This is a genomic window from Alteromonas sp. H02 (genome assembly GCF_059682525.1).
In genome coordinates, this window is the sequence record NZ_CM185021.1 from 3,385,723 (window position 1) to 3,407,396 (window position 21,674).

General features: G+C 43.7%; 20 protein-coding genes and 2 pseudogenes. 8 read left to right on the forward strand and 14 right to left on the reverse strand.

Features of this window, described 5'->3' with window-relative positions; genetic code table 11:
- The first annotated feature begins 12 nt into the window (after positions 1 to 12).
- From dsbB to AC566Q_RS15605, 4 genes are all read left to right on the forward strand, one after another.
- Complete coding sequence (gene dsbB, locus AC566Q_RS15590) at positions 13 to 537, forward strand: disulfide bond formation protein DsbB (RefSeq protein ID WP_499607852.1); 525 nt, start codon at positions 13 to 15, stop codon at positions 535 to 537.
- Entirely contained in the window at positions 534 to 1,088 is a 555-nt protein-coding gene (locus AC566Q_RS15595) for a GNAT family N-acetyltransferase (protein WP_499607855.1), read from the forward strand. Before dsbB ends, AC566Q_RS15595 begins: the two co-directional genes overlap by 4 nt.
- Positions 1,089 to 1,398: 310 nt before the next feature.
- Positions 1,399 to 2,184, forward strand: a complete 786-nt coding sequence (locus AC566Q_RS15600; RefSeq protein WP_499607857.1) for a hypothetical protein — start codon at positions 1,399 to 1,401, stop codon at positions 2,182 to 2,184.
- Between the two features lie 483 nt (positions 2,185 to 2,667).
- Positions 2,668 to 3,867 (forward strand): IS4 family transposase, encoded by a 1,200-nt coding sequence (locus tag AC566Q_RS15605; RefSeq protein WP_348681020.1) that lies wholly within the window; start codon positions 2,668 to 2,670, stop codon positions 3,865 to 3,867.
- Here AC566Q_RS15605 and AC566Q_RS15610 read toward each other — a convergent pair.
- Positions 3,857 to 4,528: a calponin homology domain-containing protein gene (locus AC566Q_RS15610; RefSeq protein ID WP_499607861.1), complete on the reverse strand. Its 672-nt coding sequence runs from the start codon at positions 4,526 to 4,528 to the stop codon at positions 3,857 to 3,859. The two genes, AC566Q_RS15605 and AC566Q_RS15610, sit on opposite strands and share 11 nt — an antisense overlap.
- Positions 4,529 to 4,856: 328 nt before the next feature.
- The gene (locus AC566Q_RS15615; RefSeq protein ID WP_499607864.1) at positions 4,857 to 5,462 is read right to left on the reverse strand and encodes a hypothetical protein; all 606 of its coding nucleotides are present in this window, start codon (positions 5,460 to 5,462) and stop codon (positions 4,857 to 4,859) included.
- A 173-nt stretch (positions 5,463 to 5,635) separates the two neighbouring features.
- Between AC566Q_RS15615 and AC566Q_RS15620 the strand changes: the two are divergent.
- Positions 5,636 to 5,895: pseudogene (locus AC566Q_RS15620) on the forward strand (IS5/IS1182 family transposase); the annotation flags it as partial.
- A 67-nt stretch (positions 5,896 to 5,962) separates the two neighbouring features.
- On the opposite strand, the gene AC566Q_RS15625 reads toward AC566Q_RS15620, so the two are convergent.
- The 7 genes from AC566Q_RS15625 to AC566Q_RS15655 form a co-directional block, all read right to left on the reverse strand.
- The gene (locus AC566Q_RS15625) at positions 5,963 to 6,379 is read right to left on the reverse strand and encodes a hypothetical protein (protein ID WP_499607867.1); all 417 of its coding nucleotides are present in this window, start codon (positions 6,377 to 6,379) and stop codon (positions 5,963 to 5,965) included.
- A gap of 341 nt (positions 6,380 to 6,720) precedes the next feature.
- Entirely contained in the window at positions 6,721 to 7,698 is a 978-nt protein-coding gene (locus tag AC566Q_RS15630; RefSeq protein WP_499607870.1) for a hypothetical protein, read from the reverse strand.
- Positions 7,699 to 7,846: 148 nt separating this feature from the next.
- Positions 7,847 to 8,128, reverse strand: a complete 282-nt coding sequence (locus AC566Q_RS15635) for a hypothetical protein (RefSeq protein WP_020745568.1) — start codon at positions 8,126 to 8,128, stop codon at positions 7,847 to 7,849.
- 335 nt (positions 8,129 to 8,463) lie between these two features.
- A complete protein-coding gene (locus AC566Q_RS15640; protein ID WP_105933382.1) occupies positions 8,464 to 9,501 on the reverse strand; it encodes an IS110 family RNA-guided transposase in 1,038 nt (345 codons plus the stop codon).
- 110 nt (positions 9,502 to 9,611) lie between these two features.
- Complete coding sequence (gene ltrA, locus AC566Q_RS15645; protein WP_499607873.1) at positions 9,612 to 11,000, reverse strand: group II intron reverse transcriptase/maturase; 1,389 nt, start codon at positions 10,998 to 11,000, stop codon at positions 9,612 to 9,614.
- A 544-nt stretch (positions 11,001 to 11,544) separates the two neighbouring features.
- Positions 11,545 to 12,237 carry a hypothetical protein gene (locus AC566Q_RS15650; protein ID WP_138686915.1) on the reverse strand — a complete coding sequence of 231 codons (693 nt, stop codon included), beginning with the start codon at positions 12,235 to 12,237 and terminating at the stop codon, positions 11,545 to 11,547.
- Between the two features lie 19 nt (positions 12,238 to 12,256).
- The gene (locus tag AC566Q_RS15655; RefSeq protein ID WP_499607876.1) at positions 12,257 to 12,952 is read right to left on the reverse strand and encodes a tetratricopeptide repeat protein; all 696 of its coding nucleotides are present in this window, start codon (positions 12,950 to 12,952) and stop codon (positions 12,257 to 12,259) included.
- 158 nt (positions 12,953 to 13,110) lie between these two features.
- Between AC566Q_RS15655 and AC566Q_RS15660 the strand changes: the two genes are divergently transcribed.
- Complete coding sequence (locus AC566Q_RS15660; RefSeq protein ID WP_499606862.1) at positions 13,111 to 14,091, forward strand: IS5 family transposase; 981 nt, start codon at positions 13,111 to 13,113, stop codon at positions 14,089 to 14,091.
- Positions 14,092 to 14,176: 85 nt separating this feature from the next.
- On the opposite strand, the gene AC566Q_RS15665 is transcribed toward AC566Q_RS15660, so the two are convergent.
- The 4 genes from AC566Q_RS15665 to AC566Q_RS15680 form a co-directional block, all read right to left on the reverse strand.
- Positions 14,177 to 14,683: a hypothetical protein gene (locus tag AC566Q_RS15665; protein WP_499607879.1), complete on the reverse strand. Its 507-nt coding sequence runs from the start codon at positions 14,681 to 14,683 to the stop codon at positions 14,177 to 14,179.
- Positions 14,684 to 15,244, reverse strand: coding sequence for a hypothetical protein (locus AC566Q_RS15670; RefSeq protein WP_499607881.1), 561 nt, complete (start codon positions 15,242 to 15,244; stop codon positions 14,684 to 14,686).
- Complete coding sequence (locus tag AC566Q_RS15675; RefSeq protein ID WP_499607884.1) at positions 15,235 to 17,880, reverse strand: carboxypeptidase regulatory-like domain-containing protein; 2,646 nt, start codon at positions 17,878 to 17,880, stop codon at positions 15,235 to 15,237. The genes AC566Q_RS15670 and AC566Q_RS15675 overlap by 10 nt, the downstream gene beginning before the upstream one ends.
- Before the next feature lie 278 nt (positions 17,881 to 18,158).
- On the reverse strand, positions 18,159 to 19,673 hold the full coding sequence (locus tag AC566Q_RS15680) for a transposase (protein WP_069945706.1): 1,515 nt from the start codon (positions 19,671 to 19,673) through the stop codon (positions 18,159 to 18,161).
- A 206-nt stretch (positions 19,674 to 19,879) separates the two neighbouring features.
- Between AC566Q_RS15680 and AC566Q_RS15685 the strand changes: the two are divergent.
- Together AC566Q_RS15685 and AC566Q_RS15690 are read left to right on the forward strand one after the other, a co-directional pair.
- Positions 19,880 to 19,951: pseudogene (locus AC566Q_RS15685) on the forward strand (AAA family ATPase); the annotation flags it as partial.
- Positions 19,952 to 20,005: 54 nt separating this feature from the next.
- On the forward strand, positions 20,006 to 20,749 hold the full coding sequence (locus AC566Q_RS15690) for an ATP-dependent metallopeptidase FtsH/Yme1/Tma family protein (protein WP_499607886.1): 744 nt from the start codon (positions 20,006 to 20,008) through the stop codon (positions 20,747 to 20,749).
- Here the strand turns inward: AC566Q_RS15690 and AC566Q_RS15695 are convergent.
- Positions 20,730 to 21,629 carry a winged helix-turn-helix domain-containing protein gene (locus AC566Q_RS15695; RefSeq protein WP_499607888.1) on the reverse strand — a complete coding sequence of 300 codons (900 nt, stop codon included), beginning with the start codon at positions 21,627 to 21,629 and terminating at the stop codon, positions 20,730 to 20,732. The two genes, AC566Q_RS15690 and AC566Q_RS15695, sit on opposite strands and share 20 nt — an antisense overlap.
- Positions 21,630 to 21,674: the final 45 nt, after the last annotated feature.

Below are 21,674 nucleotides of genomic sequence, written 5' to 3' on the forward strand. Positions count from 1 at the left end.
GCATTATAAAGAATGGGTTTGTTGAATGGACTGAGTAGCTGGGCAGAACAAAAGTCTGCCTGGCTGGCACTCCTCGCCACCTCGCTGGCACTGGAGTGCACGGCGCTGTATTTTCAACACGGCATGGGTCTTGAACCCTGCATAATGTGTATTTACCAACGCACAGCGATGTGGGGCATTGTGCTGGCGGGCCTGCTGGTGCTGCTGTTCAACCACCCGCTCACTCGTTTGGTAAGTTATGGATTGTGGGGATACAGTGCAGTAAGAGGCTTTATAATAGCTTCTGAGCACATTGAAATTATCGAGTCGGACGATCCGTTCTTCGGCACCTGTGAAATCTTCCCTAATTTCCCCGAGTGGGCACCGCTACATGAATGGCTACCTGCCATATTTGCCGCCAGGGGCGACTGTCTGGAAAACAGTTGGCAGTTTCTATCGATGGGGATGGCTGAGTGGATGCAAATCATATTCGGCACCTACTTTGTAGTATTAGTGGTTGTGCTGCTAGCCAGAGTTATCGATAAGAAACTCTTTTGATCGATCTGACAACCCTGCCAGTCAGGCTGGCCCCCATTTTTACCGATGCCGGGCCAGTCAAAATTATTCGCGCTCATCGCAAATACGCACTGGCCTTGTCTGAAGCAGGTAAACTCGCTTGCGCCTCCGTAAAGCCCTGGATGGGTTCAGGTTTAACCCCCACTACCCTGCGACATGCTGAATCCCTCATCGAGACATTCGAACAGCAACGTAAAATCGGCTACGGTATTACTTACCTGCTGATGTGGAACGAGCAATGTTTGGGAATGGGCCTGCTTAACTACATCCATCCGGTGCATCTCAACGCCAACCTGGGGTTATGGCTGGTTCCTGAGGCCAGAGGCCGGGGCCTGGCAGTTAAACTGTGTGAACGCCTGATAGAAATTGCCAGACAGCCTTTAGGCCTTAACCGTTTAGAGTATTTCACTCTGCCGGATAATCAGGCCAGTATTAAGCTTGCCCACGCCATTGGCGCCAAAAAAGAAGCCCTCTGCAAACGCCGTATTCTCAATCAGGATGCCCTGCTCTTCAGCCTACTGCTCAACCACTAGTTTTCGCTAATTCATCCTTACAAGTAAATAATGACGTCTGCTTAAGACAAACAGCGGGCATTCAAAGCCGAATTATGGGGCGGAAAAGCTTGGCTAAAATTGATGTAAGCCAAGCTTTTTGCGTCCAATCATAAACAGATTGTTATACATACATAAGATGCTACGTTTTGATAGTAGCCCATTCGAATTCTTTTTGACTTTGCATACTTTAATATAGTTCTGAGTCAGGAGGAAAGTCGTCTGATAATAGTGACATTGCTACTACTAACGAATAGTTGTAATGTAACTATAGAAGCATCAAAAAAAGGGCATGGACGTGTTGTATATATTTTTTTGGTTGATATTATCAACTTTATTAGCCTTATTCGCTGCAAGTCAGAACCGAAGTGGGATAGGCTGGTTTTTCGCATCTTTAATAATTTCGCCAATTATCAGTTTAATTATATTACTCGCTGTTGGAAAGATTGAGCCAGTAGATAACTCTTCGGATAGCATTCAACCGACATCAAATCGAAGCAACATCTCAAGCAAGCCAGATCCAATCCCAGAAACAAAAAATTGCCCATACTGTGCTGAGACCATCAAGAAAGCTGCAATAGTATGTAGGTTTTGTGGTCACAGTCTAAGCGCTTCCCCCTTATCTGAAAATGAGTCTCTCAAAATAGTTAAAGGCTCACCGGAAGAAAAGTTAGTTGAGGGAGTTATAACCAATAATTGGGGTAAAGTTAATTCAGCTATCATGCTAGGAGCGAATCTTTCAGTAAAAAAAGATGAAATGACAATTTATGAATTAGCTGAAAATCATTCAGACGAAAGTATTCAAACTCTACTCAAAAAGCATAAACCTGAAATAAGCGAATTCCCCCAACGGGAGGAGCAACCTAAAGCCAAAAAGATACCTTTTGAGTTAAAGAATACAAGTGAAGGAAAGTTAGTGGAAGGAATTTTAACCAGCAATTGGGGGAAAGTTAACTCTGCGTTAATGTTGGGGGCTGATATATCAATAACTTTTGAAAATAAGACAATGGCAGATTTGGCAAGAGAATATAAAGACCCTAGTATTATTGCACTCATAGAAAAACAGTTATGTTCCTGATTTTATGAATCAATCTTTGATTTTTATCTTTGGATATGGAACTGCCCAACAGTGAGAACTGGCAGGCGTCAACAGACAAAGAGCAGACGGTCAGGTTTGTGGCGCTGGATTTATCTCATTGGTCAAAAGCGGACACTCTCTGCTCAATTAGTTAAATCCCTATTGTGAATGCTCTCTTTTAGCCGATTTCATCTCATGTAGTAGCAAAGAAATTCTTTTGAATATTTCACTGAATCTAACACAAACTAGAACTTGTTCTCTTTTTTTAAACTCAATGACAATGCCTAACGCTTGGCTATTAAACATTTCATCAGCATCTTGGTGAATTCCCATCATGACAACAGGCCCTCCACTTAGACCTCGTGCTGATATTGGCCCCTGAGCTATCCCCACGAATAGTAAAATAAAGTCAAAGAGTTAGGGAACATTCATGGCATTTGGTGATCAGATCTTTCGCCAAAAAAAACCAACACAGAAAACACCATGAATGCACGCTCTATATTGAACAATCTTGTCTCTTTTGTCAGCCATAAAATGCATAAAACCCGCAAACAGGCCGTTGTCGCCTGTGTGCGAAGCTTGATTGAGAGCGGTTCGGCCACTGTGACCAGTATGGGGCGCGGTATCCGTTCCAATGCCTATGAGAAACACCGTATTAAGCGGGCTGACCGGCTGTTATCTAATGGTCACCTCCAGCGTGAAGTACCGTTTATCTATGCAATGATTTGCCGGTTATTTTGTACCTGTAAACATCCTGTCATTGCCGTTGACTGGTCAGATTTGGATAAGTGCAAAAAGCACTTTTTACTTCGCGCCGCAATTGTCGTTAAAGGGCGGCCTATTACCCTTTATCAGGAAGTGCATGATAGAAAAGCCAGTGCAAAAGCGACTACACATAGAGACTTTTTAGAGATATTGCACACGCTCTTACCGGATACCTGCCAGCCCATTATTGTCACTGATGCGGGCTACAAATCGCCGTGGTTTCGTGAAGTGCAGGCATTGAGATGGCATATTGTCGGACGTGTGCGAAAGCCACATTCATATTCGCTGGATGGCGGTAATGAATGGCAATCTATCGCTGAGCTTTATCTAAAGGCTACAACACGGCCCAAGCGATTTGATAACGCGCTTATCGTCAAGTCACGACCTTTTGCCTGTACCTTGGTGTTGGTTAAAGAGAAAGCGAAAGGTCGACGAGCGTTTAATGCCAATGGCTCGCGCCAACGGGATACCAATTCATTGAAATATGCTGATGGCGCAAGAGATCCGTGGCTACTGGCGACGTCATTGCCCTACCATCGTCACTTATCTAAACAAGTCATCGATATTTATCGCCAGCGCATGCAAATAGAAGAAGGCTTTCGGGATATGAAAAGCACGCGCTTTGGTCTGGGGTATGAAAATAATCGCAGCACAACCAAGACACGCATTACTGTTCTGGTCTTGCTTACCACACTGGCTTCGTTAGTGGCTGTACTGTTGGGCATGCTATTAGTTGTCAGTAACAAGCATCGACGCTTTCAGGCAAATACCGAAACAAAATCCGTACTATCCTTTCACTTTCTTGGCTTGAGAGCTTTTAACACCTCAATGCGATTTACCCTGCATCAGTGGAAAAAGACGATCCGCTGGCTTGATGAACTCACCGCTGAAGCTTGCATGAGCAAGATTACATGCTAAATTCGTGGGGATCCCTCAGTATTGGCCCTGTTTTTTTTAATTTAGAGTCATATCGAATTTTATCGCTATATTGTACTAATATATGCGACTCGCAGTTGCAACCAACCCTTCCGTAGATTTCTTGGTCGAGGCATGAATGACCAGTAAAGGAAAGGGCATTTAATTTTATAATTTTATTTACTTTGGGGTTATGTCTTTTTTTATTCTTTGAATTAGGATATCCGATACACATATGCGGACCATCGGCAATTGGGGTGACTTGTAATGCAATATTTTTCTCTTCAATGAATTCTTGCTCATCGATATGTTTATACCAACTACTGTCCATTGCCTGAACAGCAAAGTCCAATTTATCTAAACGCCTCTCACCATTGATTTTTTCAGAGATATAAAATGTTGGATGAAGCAATTGAATTTTATCAGCAAGAGATATCAAAAGTTTACCATTTTCAAAGTAATCGAAAACGTGAGCTGCGGTAACTAATAAACGTACACCATTTATTTTTAAAAGAGTTGCAGTGCCGACTTGCTCTATTCCTCCATTATCCAACGATACAAAAATAGGTCTTATGCATTTGTGAAATTTCTCATAAATAAATGGCGAAATCTTTTCCGTTAAAAATTTATGATAATTCTCTATTTCATTATTTTCCTGCCCCATTTCATTCCTCAATAGATGCGTTGAATTTTAAAGCTTACCACTCAATAAAATAGATGACATGTTAGATACTCAATATAAAGGTGCCACGAAAGATCAATTCTTTTATAGAGATATATCCTCAAGCTGACTACTCCCAATTGACTATTTCATCACCGCAATTCGCTCACCTCGTTGTTTAGTAAAACTCATTCGAACAGCGGCTTAACGTACGTTGCCGCCCCACAAGAATAGTTAACGGGCATTAATAGACAAGGAGCGGACATTGAACGCCTTCAACACGCACAGCTTTGTCGTCAAGTCGAAGAAGTTAACACCATGGTTGAGCAGTTTATGCAAAGCAATCTGGAACCTGAACAACTTGCCGATCTTTTGTAAGTGGGGATAGCATCTGTTCAAGACTCCGAAGAGGGAACATTCGCTCCCGAATAGTAATGGCAAGAAGATGATGTACTGCTGTCTGCGACAGGATGGATTTAACACTTTGTAAAGCGGGTTGCTTATCTTCTACTTGATGGATGATAGACCCATAGAATATAACATTGATCATCTCGTCAGTATCTAAACCATGCCACTTTTTTCCGGTCCCGGCTCGTTTCCACTGTTGATTGTTGTACTTGAGCGCCTTCTTAACCGAACCCACCTCACGACAGTGCTTTCCAATAAGCTTCTGAATAGTGTAAAAATTTGAGGGCTCATCATTACCCCAAAAAAAGCGAAAATCAATATACAGTCCTTTGAGGCGGTGAACATTTACAGAAGTCCCAGTAGTGTTTAATTTACATTCGGAATTATGTCCCACCCACCCTAAAACAGTGAATCCTTCGCTTTCAAGGTCAGTCCAATTCCGCTCAAGCTCAGCAAGGCGCTCGCGAAATAATTGAATAGTTCTTAACGCCTGCTCATCCATTGCTTCAGTCAACTCAATTACACTCATAACTTTCCCTCTTTTGCCACACGTTAAGCAGTGTTGCTTGCGGTGTACTGCCTAATTGTCTTGTGTACGCCAAGCATGGAAATGAACTACTCTTGCTAGGCTTCGCCACTTTCAATAGACTCAAATGCTGCATTAATTCTTTTAATGCTGGGAATGACATGAATGCGGAGTGATTGATCGCCGAGTGTCCCGGCAAAGTCCGTGCACTGAAGATGCATCTCGCAAGAACAAAACAGCCATCAATATCGAATACTTAAAAGCCAGTTTCTGAGCAAAATTTGAAAACTCGTTTTGCATCATCAAATGCCAATTTGGTTTTAACAAAGCTCGCTCCAAAGGGATGGTGAAAAACGACAGTCAATTGGCTATGTTATTCACTCTGGCGAATGTGTTTAAAATTGACCAGATGTTACGACAACCAAGATCTGTCTGAAATCAGGAAAGAGCCCTGAACAAAGGTCAAAACCCGACCTAAATTGCAGGACTTATTCGCAGCTTCCTTAGTAATCAGCTTCTACTTCCAAGAGAGTGCCTTTATCTTTCAAACTCATTTTTCTTTTTGATATTCTATCTTTATATGCAGTATCGCTTTCGAAAGACTCCGGCATTAGGATTTCCATACTCGTTTTCCAGTAAGCGTAGTAATTTTTAAGCTGCTCAATGCCGCCATTGTTGCCCTCACTCTCAAGATGCTCTTTTGCGATTTTGTACATCGACTTTACTTCTTCAACCGTTTCTATGTTTCCACAATATGGCTTAATTCTATCCCTAGACTTTGCCATTAATTGTAATGAAATTAGGGCGCTGCAAGATTCAAAAGTTGTAGATGCTTTTTCTTCAAATAATTTCACAGGATTATTTTCGGCGTTAACCAAGCTGGAAAACAATAAGAAAGAAAGATAAAAAGCGAATTTCATTTTAAGATCCTTTTAATAAACATGAATTTAAAGTCTAATTATGCAGGTACAATTCATACTATATTCTAAAGTCTAAGGCAAAAACACCTAGAATGTAAGGGTCTAATTATCCAAGACACCTTGTTAGAGGTATCATAACCATACTGATACTTCATAGTAACATCCGTTCCCACTGAAAAACCATGTTCTGTGTAATCATAGGAAGGACTCAACGTCTGCAATACGTACATTTCAGCCCCACAGCTTCAGGGGCACCTTGAGACAAAAAGGAGACGTTCAAACGCGGCGCTCTGCGGCAAATTTGGAGCGCAACGGAAAATTTGTCCGACAACATGCGCCTGTTATATTTTGCTTACCTCAAGTCGAAGCTGGTACCCTTTTTGATATTCAAAATGCAGAGCATTGGTAATATTATTCAGGTACGAAAATATACACATTGATTTGTTAATTATTCCTCTATCAGCGGAAACTAGGGCATTACAATAAGATGCCATTCCAGCGTGCTGCCCATCTGACATTATGTTCTTGATCTTGTCCCTTTTCGCAAGGCCTTTGTCGGGGCTTATTCCTAACATATTGAGCACAATATATGCCCCAGATATTGCACCGTGCTGAGTATGCTGAACTCCGTCAATACCCGTAATTGGTTCGAAGCCAAAGAACTGATTCTTAGTGATATTTGGTATTGAAGGTGAAATTAAATCCCAAATTTCATCAATTGCAGATTCGGACTTCTCGACAGCTTTCCGATTTTCGCTTGTAACCCGTAACGCTCTTCTTGTTTTATCAATTGGGAGCCTGTTCTTTAGGTGCTTTTCAATTGTGACTTCCATTTCCGTCGACACTCTAGATGCTTTCTCGATTAGATCATCGCGCCTTCCATCAGGAATAACACTAGTTATTCGTTCTATTTCATTTCGCATTTGCTCTGGTGTTTCACTTAGCTCTTTGAAGTTGTCTGCTCCAAAAGAGCGTATGAGATGCTCCACAATGTGATCTGCCGCCCCCTCATAACCAGAAATTGCATCTAAGTGTTGCTCATATCTCGAATAAGGATCTAGATAATCCCTTATTACGATATTACCTTCAGATTGAAAGTCTTGATTCAGAACATCACAAATCTCGACTGCTTTCAGCATTTTCATTCCTTCGAGGGCATCTTGGTTTCCATTCCGGTGAATTTCATCTAAGTGGACATGAGAATAAACCCACTTGAATCTTTCTGGTTCCAGAATTGAAATGTCGTCACATGCCAAGTATCGGAATACATTCATATCTGCATAAATTATTGGCTTATCCGATAATAAATATGAGTTCATCCAAAAATCCCAATTAATTGAAAGGAAACATAACAGGCTACTAATGGGACTTCATACTAACAATGGTTTCCACTGAAAACCACATTCAGTGTTGTGATGAAAAGGAATCTTAAATGACCGCTTAACGTACAGAGCAGCCCGAGAGGCCTCATACCAGGATGTCCGGTTTTGACCAATACATGTACCGACATAGCCGTTCCAGTTTCTCAGATTCGTGGCTGTCAGCAAACTCCCTAACAAGTAAGCTAAAACCGCCTATTTGAGCTAAATGACCATAGTTATCATCGTCTTTTTCGGGCAAGGTTTGCAAGGCAAGTACTATTTTGTCCTTATCTGGCCCTACAGCAATACGGCAACTGATTGAAGCTGATTGCAAGGGCAATAAACAATCTTCATCATCCATGGGTAAATCGAGAAACGTGTTATCCATATCACCTGTCCTCTCTTGTTTACCGAAAACTGAATTGCGGATTAACCAAATTGCCCAAGCTTAGCCCCGTATTCCTGTATATAATCGAGTAGGAGGGAGTTTTACAACTCCCGTCCTCTTATATGGACTCCCTGAAGTAATCAACATCTTTTGAAAAATTAGTAGTAGATGCGCTCTTATATACGGGCTTTAAATGGAGAGCTACTCCTGCCCTTCGATGTATACGCACCAACAGTTCAATTCTCACACACAGTGTTTAGTCACTTGAGAGGACTGGCTGAATTCTGCTGGTTGGTCTTACCATTTATTTTCGCAATTTGTTGATTTACTAACTCTTAGGCTGCTAACAGTATCGGATTGTAATCGTCATTATTCTTTATTAGAGCAACAGCGGTTCTCACCGTTTTATTTGCTAACGCGATGGCAGCAACCTTCTTTCCCCTTCGGTCAACTAACGCCTTCAGCCACTGCTCTTTCACAGTCTTAGGCTCTCTGGATACTGCTTTATTCACTACCGACATTGCTCCCTGATAGAGCAAACTTCGCAATCTTTTATCTGCACAGTTTTTAGAAATATGTCCCAATCGCTCTTTACCGCCGGTCGAATGCTGCTTCGGTGTCAAACCTATGCATGCTGATGCATCCCGGCCTGTATTGAACTCTGTCGCATTTCCCAATCGAACGGTTAACCCCAAAGCAATCAAAGGGCCTACGCCTTCGAGTTTACTTAATTTCTGGCAAACAGGATTATGCCGCGTGTGTTCTGCTATGAGCCTGTCATAACTTTCTATTTGAGTCGTATAGAGTTGTAACATTTGTGACTGCGCAGCCAAAGCCTGACGATAATTCATCGGCAAGCCGTTTTCTGCATCTTCTAAAATGTCAGGCAGCGCAGTGACTAAATGATTTAACCCCTTTGCTATCACAATCCCGAATTCCGTCAACAGTCCTCGTATCTGGTTTGCCAACGCCGTCCTTTGCTCCAACTGCAGCATTCGCACCCGCTCCAGGGCCTGAAGACCCTGTTCATCTTCCTCCATGATGCCACAAGAGTTTATATGAGGTAATTGAGCCGCAATACCGATAGCGTAGGCGTCATTTTTATCTGTTTTTTGCTTTAATTGCAGCCCTTTTACTGCGCGAGGCTGAATGATTTTTACTTGATGACCATGCCGCCTCGCTAAACGCGCCCAGTAATTCGAGCCACCACAGGCTTCCATTGCCACTAACGCTGACACATGGTTTCCCAGAAGTGCTATCAATGCTTTACGACTCATTGCTTTGTTATAATCAATTTTTCCGTCACTGTTGAACTTGCAAACCTGAAAGGAATGCTTTGCAAGGTCAATTGCAATAATTGTATTCTTAATCATGTATGGACCCCTTTGGCTAATTTGACAATTAAGACCGTACCCCTTTCAGGGAAGGGAGTCCATACATCTCACACCACCGGGCATACGGTTCCGTACCACGGCGGTTCATATTAACACTGGAACTGTCGGTGACAATCCAGCAGTGACACCAGCCCCATTTTATCGAACCACCCTTTCCTGAAGGCTTGGTTCATGTGGCTAGCCCCCGCATTCCACCATGCGCCTCGTTGGTTGGTCGATGACCACCATGCCCGATTCTCGTCAATGCCTGCCTTCATTAAGTTTCTGACCCGGGTGTATACGCGTTTCCATTGCCGCCATAGCAAACAGCGGAGTTTTCGTCGTATCCAACCGTCCAGTTCCTCCAGCACGCCTTTGACTTTTGTCAGGCGGAAGTAGCTTATCCAACCTCGAAGCACTGGGGTTAATGCTTTAATCGTTTCACTGACTGAGCGTGAACAATGCCCGGTGGTCATTTCGCGGATTTTATCCTTGAAACGATTTACACTTTGCGCAGCTATTTTCACCCGGCTCTCTTTGTGCCAGGTAAAACTATAGCCTAAGAACTTACGTTCCCATGGCCGGGCTACCGCGCTTTTATCGGCATTGACTTGCAGCTTCAGCTCTTCTGACAGGAAGTCGGTGATGTCGGCCAGTAGGTTCTCGCCTGCTTTCTGACTGCTCACGTAAATATTGCAGTCATCAGCATAGCGGCAGAAGCTATGGCCTCGTCGCTCTAATTCCTTGTCTAAGCTATCCAGCAGGATGTTTGATAGCAATGGTGATAGTGGGCCGCCTTGTGGCATGCCTCTGTCCCGTGTTACTCGCTGGCCGTTGTCCATCATTTCCACTTCAAGGAAGCGGCGGATGAGTTTCAACAGCCGTTTATCTTCTATCAGGTTCGCCAGTTTCGACATTAAAATGTCATGGTCTACCCGGTCGAAGAACTTCTCCAAATCTATGTCTACGACCCACCGTTTTCCGCTACGTATGTATTGCTGTGCTTGTTGCACGGCTTGCCATGCATTGCGGTTTCGTCTGAATCCGTAGCTGGAATGGGAGAAGTGCGGTTCCACCAACGGACTTAGCCGTTGTGCTATCGCTTGCTGGATGAGTCTGTCTACCACCGTTGGGACGCCTAACGTCCTGACGTCGCCATTCGGTTTCGGGATATCCGCTTTACGGATGGCCCGTGGCAGATAGCTGCCCTCTGTCAGTGATACCTTCACACCTTGCCAGTGCTGTTTCAGCCACGGTTTTAAATCCAGCGTGCTCAGGTTATCTACACCCGCTGCGCCTTTATTCTCCACCACCCGCTGATAGGCCAACATCATATTGGCTCGGTCTGTCACTGCTTCCATCGTCACCGATGGTTCCGCTTTCGTTCGCCCACTGACCGCCGTGTCAATTTCAGCACCCGTGGCGTATCCCGACGGGTACCGCCCGTCATCGCACTCACTGGCCGCAGTATTCTGCGCTTGTGCATCATTAATCGACATCGAGTAACAGTGTCCTAATCACGGTTAATTATGTTCAGCCCTTCATGCTATCGGTTTACTAGCACTACTACGGCCTCGGCTGACTTCTGATATCCCATCCCAACATCTCTCGATGTCAGTAGCACACTGTTTAAAAAAAATCAGAGGCAGAACACCAGACCTCCCGGGGTAATTCGCGCGACCTTCCTGCTTATGCCTGTCGGCTTTACGTTGCTGCATTCCGTGCAAGTATTGGGCTTTAGTGATAATCGCCACCTCACCCTGCAACAACGCCTAAACCGCTTCCTGTTCGTCAGGCCAGCATTTTGCCTTCGGCTTCCTTCAGATTTCACCTCGCGATGAACACCCTTGCCGTTCGGCTAGCACTTCCCCTTGCCGGGTGTGCAGAGGACTTTCACCTCCAAGTCATCGACTCACCACCACAATGAATCGAACAGTGCTTTCGCACTACGCGCCATGCCCGGCGCACGATGTAAATAACCGGCATTGCTTGCCGGTTATACTCGTCCTTTTGTAAAGCTAGCACATACTTGTACTTCTTACCTTACAACCGCGCGCGGGTCATCCCTATAAGTGCACTTTCCAACGTTTTCATTTCTTCACTGTCGCAAGCATATCGTTGCATAGTCGTTGCGACGCCTCGCAGGTTGTCACTCATTGTGAATAAAGACTTTTGTGCGTCTGCGGAAATCATACCAGACGCGCCATAAATATTTGCCAGCGCATCAACGTTATTAGCATTGGTCCCTTCACCTAATTGCTTGAATATATCGGCATGTCGCCTGGCAATCGTATAGTGGTAGGTTTGAGTGTAGGTATTGCGGTATACCTCTTCCCCCATAACGGTTCGAGTTATATCATCCCATACTTCAGTACGCGTAAATTCGACGGGGTTGGGGCCTAAGCATTTGGCTGCCAGGTGCTCATATGACACGATAAAAAATCCGGTCATTGCCGTACTCATGCTAATACCCTTTAAACTATCCCGCATTTCTTGCTTTATGGCCTGTGGATCACTCTGCCTGCCCATAAAAAGTGATGTTAGTTCAATGACACCGGAATTAAGTAACGGCTCTGTTGCTTCAACCATCGCCCGCTCGAATTTTTTATCTTCCTCGGCAATAATTTGCATGTCATTTCGGTACAGTGCATTGATATACACGGCTCCATCATCGTCCGCTTCTAACGGGCCATCCCCTACCCGCTTTCGGTAGGCGATAAGTTCAAGTTCTGCCATGCGGCACTGCTTGGCACCGTTAACCACTTGCCAGGTAGAGGAGTGCTGTTTGTCTGGCCGGATAAGTTTGATACACCCTTGCCGCTGCTGTCTTGTTGTCCTGCTGTAGTAACATGAGTGCTTTTAATTTTAAGGCATCCGAGTGAAAAGGCGCATTTGCCAGTACGGTATCCAGCTGAATTAACGCTGCCTCGTCATTTTTATCAATTAACAATTGATAAACCAAGGTCAGGCTTTTGAATGGAGACGCAGTATTAAAAGTACGTATTTCTTTAATTAATGCCTGTGCTTTATCTTTTTTATCCAGACGCATATAGGCCTGTAATTTATAAAAGGCTATTTGAGTCGCCTGCTCGGTTGTCAGCCCTGCATGTTTATGGGATAAGTTAGTTAATGCCACATCGGCCCCGGTCTTTTGATAAGCCACGGATAGCAGAGGCACCACCTCATTCACAGGGTAGCCACTGTCCATGGCCCTGTGTAACTCTTTTTCCGCACTTTCAAATTTATTGTTGGCCAAATGGACTTTACCGAGTAAAAACCTGGCTTCGGCATTGTCCGGCGATGCCTTAATGGCATTCTTTAACGCTATACTTGCCGAAGCAAAATCATTTTGTGATAAATGCTGTTTTGCCGAGGATAAATAATCCTGGGTTGATTGCTGTGAGCACCCCATAAAGACCAGGATAAAAAAGACCAGGTAGCTTCTATTCATGATGTAGTTCCGTTAACCCCTGAAAAGCCCCTAAAGATATATTTCATATGAACTTACGTGTTCATTAAATATTTCCCGCACTCTCTTGTTAGGGAAGATGCGAATAAGTCCCCGATGTGAGATCATAGCTGCATAGTAAATCACAGCCATTACCGCCCATGAGCCAACAGTTAACTTTTGCCGATAGTGAGTTTTCCAGCAAGCGCCGTCAGACCCGTAAAGAGATTTTCCTATCCCGGATGGACAACTTGTTGCCGTGGACTCAACTGCTGGAAGTAATTGAACCCTTTTATCCTAAAGCAGGCAATGGCAGACGTCCGTATGCGCTTGAGACCATGTTTCGCATTCACTGTATGCAGCAATGGTATAGCCTTGGTGATGAGGCAATGGAAGATGCGTTATATGAAATTGCTTCGATGCGCCAGTTTGCGCAACTGTCATTGGATAAAGCCATTCCAGACCGCACTACCATTATGAACTTCCGGCACTTGCTGGAAAAGCACAAGCTGACTCGCAAATTATTCAAAACGGTCAACCAATGGCTGTCGGACTGCGGTGTGATGATGACGCAGGGTACACTGGTGGATGCCACGATTATTGAAGCGCCCAGCTCCACTAAAAATAAAAAGAATGAACGTGACCCGGAGATGCATCAGACCAAGAAAGGCAATGAATGGCACTTCGGCATGAAAGCCCATATTGGTGTGGATGCCAAGAGTGGTCTGACTCATACGCTGGTGACCACCGCCGCCAACGAACATGACCTGAACCAGTTGCACAACCTGTTGCACGGCGAAGAAGAATTCGCTTCCGGCGATGCTGGTTATCAAGGCGCAGAAAAACGCGAAGAGCTGAAAGATACAAATGTGGAATGGCTGATTGCCGAACGCCCCGGAAAAGTCCGGGCGCTGAAAAAGCATCCTCGCAAAAACAAAACGGCCATTAACATCGAATACTTAAAAGCCAGCATCCGGGCGAAAGTAGAGCATCCGTTTCGGATCATCAAATGTCAGTTTGGCTTTATCAAAGCACGCTATAAAGGACTGATGAAAAATGACTCGCAGTTAGCCATGCTATTCACCTTGGCGAACCTGTTTAAAGTAGACCAAATGTTACGACGACAGCCAAGATCTGTCTGAAATCCGGGAATAACCCGGAATAAGGCCGAAATCAGGCCTAAAAAGGTAGTATATTGGCCTAAATTGAGAATTTAGCGTTCAAAAATTAGGCGGCGAATGCAAAGGCTGGTTCAAGAACTAAATTGCAGGACTTATTCGCAGTTTCCTTAGATCTTGTTCCACAGTAGATATATATGTAGCAAGAATTATTCTTGTATTTCACCATTGCAGATTCAAAGTTTGCTTGGAAGTTCTTTAAGCCTGGCTTCAACTCTATCTTCAATGCCCGCATATCCATGGAAACATTTTCAAATTTGCAGCTACATATATCTTCTAGCTTTAACTTAAAGTATTCATTTTCTTTTGCATCAACTAACAAATACAAATTCGTTGTATTAATTAAAGCCCAATCAGTATTACGATTTATCCATCGGCTAAACCCATAGATAACAAGAAAACCTACACCAGCAATAACGTAGCGAAACTTTTCAATATTGAGAAACATAACTAGCCAAAATAAAATAGCTATGGTCAACACGATCAATTTTTGATTTTTAGTTGAACCTACTAGAATTTGGCAGTCTTTTATCTCTTTTCGATTTACTATAGCCACTTATTGAGACCAGTATGATTCAATCACTGCTTTACCTAATTGATTGAAGAAAACATCATCTGCTAACTCATTTGAAAGTAGCAGCTCTTCGCCTTCCGATTTAAGCGGATATGATTTCGTAAATGGTTTATCCATCCCCAATACCTTATGGGAAACGTAAACAATTGAATATCCACCATAGTTAACAACAGCAATCATCTTCGAACTCAATATATTTCTGAAAAATGCACTATTTTTTTCCAATAATTTTGCATCTGATACTTGGGAAATGATTTTTCCACGTTCTGATTTAATCCAAGTTGCAAGTATAGCCGACGGCTCTTTCGAGCTATTAGCATCAATGATCTTTACTATTGCTTTTGCATGCTCGTCATTTAAAAGCTCGTGAATTGTCTCATCGCTGTTCTTATCGTAAAGTCTGCCATCAAATACAAATTGCACTTGAGGTTCAGCATCTCCAAGGTTGATAGTTACATTGTCCCTTGAAAACGCTTGTTTACTGATAACTGGAGACAGAAATATAAATAAAATACCAATGTTTCTAACAATCTTTAATAACATGCAACTACATCCTCAAAAGTATGAGTAATTTTTTTCTCAATCCATCCACCAAGTGTTACTTTACCAAACACACCAGGAGGCCCAACACACCCTTTAACTTCAACTGTGTCACAACCGCCACTGATGGAAAAGCTACCTTTTCCTTCTACACCAGCACTAACCTCAACGACATCTGGACTTATAACATTCACACCTAAAGAGCCAGCTACATCGATGTTTGCAGCCCCACCTAAATTCCATCCACATGTGCCGTCACAGTCGCTCTTTATACCAGACCCAGTGACTTGACCGCTTCCACCAATTGTTAAGTTGCCCGTAATATTGGCCCCACCAAAGGTAAATAATGGCGCTCTACATGTTAAAGCAGGAATACCAATTTTGACCGCCCCCTCTAGAGCAGAGGCATTCACCACTTCATCCTTATCCTCGCAACAGTCTTTCGTAACCTTAATGCTAATTTCACCCGACATTGAAGGGCTTCCTCCCGCTGTACAACCTGGAATAAACCTATCTGCTAATTCAGCTCCATTAAGCAATGCTCTTAATTGACCTAAATCATAAGCTTGGCTCCCTCCGGTACTAGGGAATACTATTTTTTTACCTTGACAGGAACCATCTACGCATTTATCCGGACCTACCTCTGTTCCTGTATAAGAGGTACAATATTTGCCATCATCACATGTTGCGTCTATTTTGTTTTCTAAGCTACCATCCGAACAATACTTGCATTCTTTATCATCTGTTTTTATGTCCAAATCATCAGGTATATCTTTAGGTGAACCATCTTCACAACCTGGTTTTTTACAGTCACCTACCACATCATTTGTTGGTATGTCGCTATTGTCCTCTTTCGATGGACCACAATATTCTTTCTGGCAGTTTCCTGGCGTTTGTACCTCAGCTATACGGTCCGGCACAAACTCACAAGTCCCAGGGCAGCTACCAACTTTATTTGAGCAATAATTACAGGTCTTTTTCTTATTTTCACAGCATCCAGAACCGCCTGGTTGAGAACCGCAATGCCAACCTGCTTTTACAACACCAACCCCTGGATTAGACTCTACTAAAGACCCATCTTCCGTTACAGTGCCCAAGCCTATTGCAACGAACTCTTCCAAATCATGGTCAAAAGAATACATTTCAACCTGAGCGCCAGGACTGTGGCCGTCAACATTTGGCAATGTCAGACGGGCAGGTGGATAAAACTGCGTTCCTGTAGGCTGGATTGTGACAATAAACTGAGGTTGCATACCATTTGGCGGTGCCATTGGCACTGCTGCAGCATTAACTGGTGTTACCGAAACAAAACCTTCGCGAGAACCATCCGGGAATGTTACAGAATCTTTTGCAATCTCGAGTTTAAATCCAGGGAATTTATCTAAGGTGAGTTCGACATCTTTTTTACCTGCATAGACTGCGTTATCAAGATTCAGCTTCACCATATAAATAGGTGATGACAGTGGGTTATCGACCCCAGCAATAGTCACAATTTGATAACTTAGAGCAGGATACTCGCCTGTTCCTTTGACAGTTGATCCATCGGCAATTAGATGAACCGGCCCAACGGGTACTGAGTCAATTTTAAATCGACCTTGCGCATCAGTTTTTGTTTCGCGAGTAGTACCATCAACCCTAACGGTTACTCCCTCAAGCGGTTCATCCTGATTGCTAAGCACTACGCCGGAAATAGTCGTATTTGCGGGGTCGGCTGCATTGAAGCCGGTTGCTAGAAAGCCAGCCGTGAGAGTCTCACCCTCAGGAGCATCTATTAGGGTAACATTTACACGCTGTGCATCTAATCCCTGCAGTTGCCCTAAGGTTAAAATAGCGCTTGCTCGACCATCACTGTCAGTAGTAGTTTCGTAGGTCCCTTTACCATTTTGTAATACACCACCACCAACAAGAACTTCAAATTTTACTCTGGCGCCCGCTACGACATTTGAACCGATATCGGTCACGGCCACTACAAAAGGTGATGGTAATGGTTGCCCGATAATACCGCGCTGATTATTCCCGGAATTTACACTTATTTTATCGCCAATTTTGGCTAATCCAGATGCAACAAAAGACACTTCGCCGTCAAAGCCAACAATTTTCGCAGACACTTTGTGATTCGCTTTTCCTACGCGGGCACCAATACCAAACTTCGTTGATGCGATTCCGTCTGCATTGGTATCCACAACCACGGCCCGGCCTTCATTTGATTCACCGTATGCAACTAAACCAGCCCCTTGCGACACCCTAAAGATAACGGCCTCATTAGCAAGCGGCGTGTTGTTTTCATCTAACACTTGAACGGTTAATGGCTCAGGTAAAAGGTCACCAATTGGCGCTGACTGATCCTGACCACTGACCAATTTAATTTTCTTACCCAACGGCACTTTGTATTCAATATTGAAACTAATTTTATCAGTATTGCCTACCTGGTCGGAGGCAGAGACCTCAATCACATTACTGCCGACCGTTAGCGGTACATCTTTTACAACATAACTTCGATTTGATACTTCACCGGTTAAACCATTGGCTTTTACATTGGCCTGAGAAGATTCTACTGTGCCGCGAACAATATCGTTGACAAGACCTGTAACTGTAATGGTATCGGTATACACCACATCACCGTCTTCATGTGATTCCAAGGTTAAGTAAGGAGGTGTTAAATCTAGCGATACCGTAATCGATGCCGTTTCTACGTTGAGTATAAGAAATATTAACGCTATGTACTACCCACTGTGTCAGCTGTATTTAAGGCCAGTTGCACGTGTGTCAAATGGGTACTTTTCAGGAATCAGTGAAGTAGTTGTCATCAAGATAGACGCAATATAACTGGTCTTTGGTACTGAAATCCGCAATGAGATATGTGAAAGCCCTTACCTCAACATGTTGCATGTTCAAGTGATGGTCTGTTTTTTGTGCTTCATGCGCCAAAATCGAAGTCGCGTTGAATGATGTAGTCACTGAATGAGGCTGTGGCTGGTGGAGCTCGAAGTGGCGGCATTAGAGAATCGTTTTTTGCTTCAAGAAGAGTCTGCTTGTCAAGGTGCGCCAAAATCTTATGGATAACAGCCGGATCCGTAATACAAGTAATAATTTTGACGTTGGTTTTTTCACAAGCCTCACAGACTGTGATGTCAATATTGAATACTCTTTTTAACCTTTGTGCCCACGACATGCTTCGCGCATGGTATGGTTTATCTGAATCTTTCAGATGCTCTGCTAAGCGAGGGCTATTCTTACCGCGTTGTGAAGCCGTTACCTCGGCACGCACCTTAGCATTGGGAGCAAACACGCCATAAAACCTCGTAAGGTTTAGCCTCGGCACTGGCACCAGTGCCGCGAGCTTGCCTATGAAATCCAAGGGAGTAAAAAAGACATGTGTGGTACCGTCTTGATAGGGAGTTTTCAGTTGATATCTTACTTTTCCTGAATCGGTTAGACTCAATCGTTGCTCGCTTAACGCTGGCCTTGAGATATATCTGCATAGCCTTTCCAGTTTGTCAGTTTGATGGCTGTCTGCAAACACCCCAGCGTGTAAGCTAAAACCGTTTATTTGAGCTAATTGACCGTAATGTTGTTCGTCTTTGGCAGGTAAGGTTTGCAAGGCAAAGACTTTTTTGCCTGTATCTGGTCCTACAGCAATGCGGTAATTGACAGAGGCTGCTTGCAAGGGCAGTAAACTATCTTCGTCATCCATGGGTAAATCGAGAAATGTGTTGTCCATATCCCGTTGAACGAGCCCGGCCTTCTCCAAGTAGGTCGCGATGCGATGGCTAATGACATTCACGAGGGTTTCCATATCATTGTGGTTTGGTGCTTTAACGCACTTGAATTTGGACTGTCCACACTCCTGAGTGATAACGCCTTCCAAAAAGAGCATGTGAAAGTGAATATTGAGATTCAGTGCACTACCAAATCGCTGAATGTAAGTCACCGCTCCTGTGTTTGCTTGCTTCTTAAGATACCCAGCCCGATGCACAATATCGCAAGAAATAGCACGATGAATGATTTGCATGATTTTACTTAAGTGTTTGGGATACCTAGCTAGAAGTAGACGAAGCGGGATGGGTAAACTCAATACCCATTGGCGTACAGGGTAACCGTGAAGAACATCTTCAACTAACAACTTGGCACTTTCTGCCATCCTTCTTGCACCGCAACTTGGGCAAAATCCCCTGCGTTTGCAGCTGAACGCCAGCAGTTTCTCATGCTTGCAGTCGTCACAAACTACACGCAAAAAACCATGCTCAAGCCGACCACACCTAAGAAACTCTTCAAACTCTTTTACCACATGAAGTGGTAACGACTTCCCTTTTTGTGAAAGCTGCTTCTGAAATTCTGGGTAGTGGCGTTCGACCAATTGATACAGTAACGTCTGCTCTGGACGATGTCGTTTATAGGTATGAGAGTGAGTTACTAGCAATGGCGCCTTTATCTTGAATTGGCATCACAGTGTGTATATGATTTTAATGTAAATCTACTGATCAATAGGGTGGGAAATTTATAGTCTCAAGGTCCGAAAAACGTACTTTGCAGCCCCTCATACTTTAGCTTCCAACCAACTGAGCCTTTTCATTGCCTTGGCAGAAAAGCTGATTTCCAACCTTAGAATGCAAATAGCCAAATAAAGGCGCGGTTTTTATTGTCGCGGCTACCAATCGGCTGGATAAACTTGATGAAGCATTATTACGTTCAGGAAGGCTTGATCTTCATGTCCATGTTCCTTTCCTGGATAAAAATGCCCGGCGCTGGTTTATCGAAAAGTTCTTGCAGTACGACGTTTACGAAGAGGCTATAGATGTTGATTTAATCGTATCACTAACGGCTGGTATGAGCGGTGCAGATTTAGAGAAGGTTCATCGGGAGACAGTGCTTCAGGCTCTAAGTAAGAATACTGGCAAAATTGGTCAAAGTACGTTACTGGAAGAAATTAATATTCTTAAATATGGCGCTAAACGGACACTTGATAAGTGCGCAAAAATGCTGGCAGAAACCGCCTTTCATGAGGCTGGTCATGCGGTTATCTCAAAAGTTCTGATGCCAGAGAGAATAATTGAACAAATAAGTATTGTGCCCAGAGAACAAGCTTTAGGAATGGTGGCCTACAACAGGGAACAAGAAATTGATTACACGAAAGCTTTTTGGTTCTCGCAGACATGTGTAGCGTTAGCTGGTCGAGCGGCCCAGGTAAAACAGTTCGGAGATGAAGGATTAGATACCGGTGCCAGCAGTGATTTGAGGCAGGCCATGTGGTCTGCCTGGAATCCTGTTGCCAAATACGGAATGCATCCCGATAGTTACAACTTAGACACCACTGTGTTACATGAATGGAGCCGTGAAGTTCACTTCAAATCTCAGACTGAAAAGTTAGTCAAAGAGTGGCTGGAGGAAGCAACCCTGAAAACTGATCAATTAGTTGACCAATACTGGGAGCAAATAAGCAAAGTTGCACAAGCCTTACTGGAAAAAGAAGTCTTATCAGAAGAGCAGTTTACATCGTTAATAGCCTGATGCGAGAATGCTTACATTCGAGCTGTTGAGTGGGTGTTTGTGGGGCATCTAACGCTTTTTGAAAATCCAATGTCATCAAAAAATAGCACTTTTTCTGCGTGATCGGCGCTGTACAATCTTGCTCTTTCACAAATGCTAATGTCTTTCCATCTGGTGAAATACTGTGCCCACCGTAGGCTTCAAGTCGAGATGTAAGTTGAATCTCTTCCAATGTGTCGACATTTTTTGCCCAGATATTGTTGGTACATTGAACATCAGAATACCGATGAAACAGTATATATTGACCATCAGGTGAATACGCGCCCGAATGCTCTTTGTTATCCGTTGCAGTTATGGTTCTGATTTCTTTGACAGTCAAACCCTCTGTATTACTGTTCAAAACCGCCATTATTGCAATAGAGGTAAACAACACTGCGAACAACCCAACCGCCACCATTTTTAATGGGGACGCAAACAATGATGTTTGCGCATTGTTATGCGGCAGCGATGATTCCGGATGAGGAGTTTCGACATCACTCTGCGGTTGTGCGCCCCTAATATGCACAACAGCACCTTGCTCAGTGAGTTGCCAACGCACGTCACACTCTAGACTGTACCCTTGCTTCGCATGCGTCTTAATAATGTTTTGTTCTTTGCCATCATCGCCAAACGCCTTGCGCAACTGGGCGATGCTACGTTGGAGTGTGTTGGGAGAAACAACGGTGTTAGCCCACACTTCGTCGAGCAAAGCATCTTGGCTCACCACCTGGCCTTGATGACGGGCTAAGTGAGTTAACACAGCTAATGCTTTGGGTGCTAGGGTTTGCGTTTTATTATTATGGGTAATTTGATTGCGAGGTAGGTCAACAAAAAAACCACCGATCCAAAATTGTTCTGACATAATTCCTCTTAAAGGCCGCAGCCTTAGATCGAATTAGCATAATCT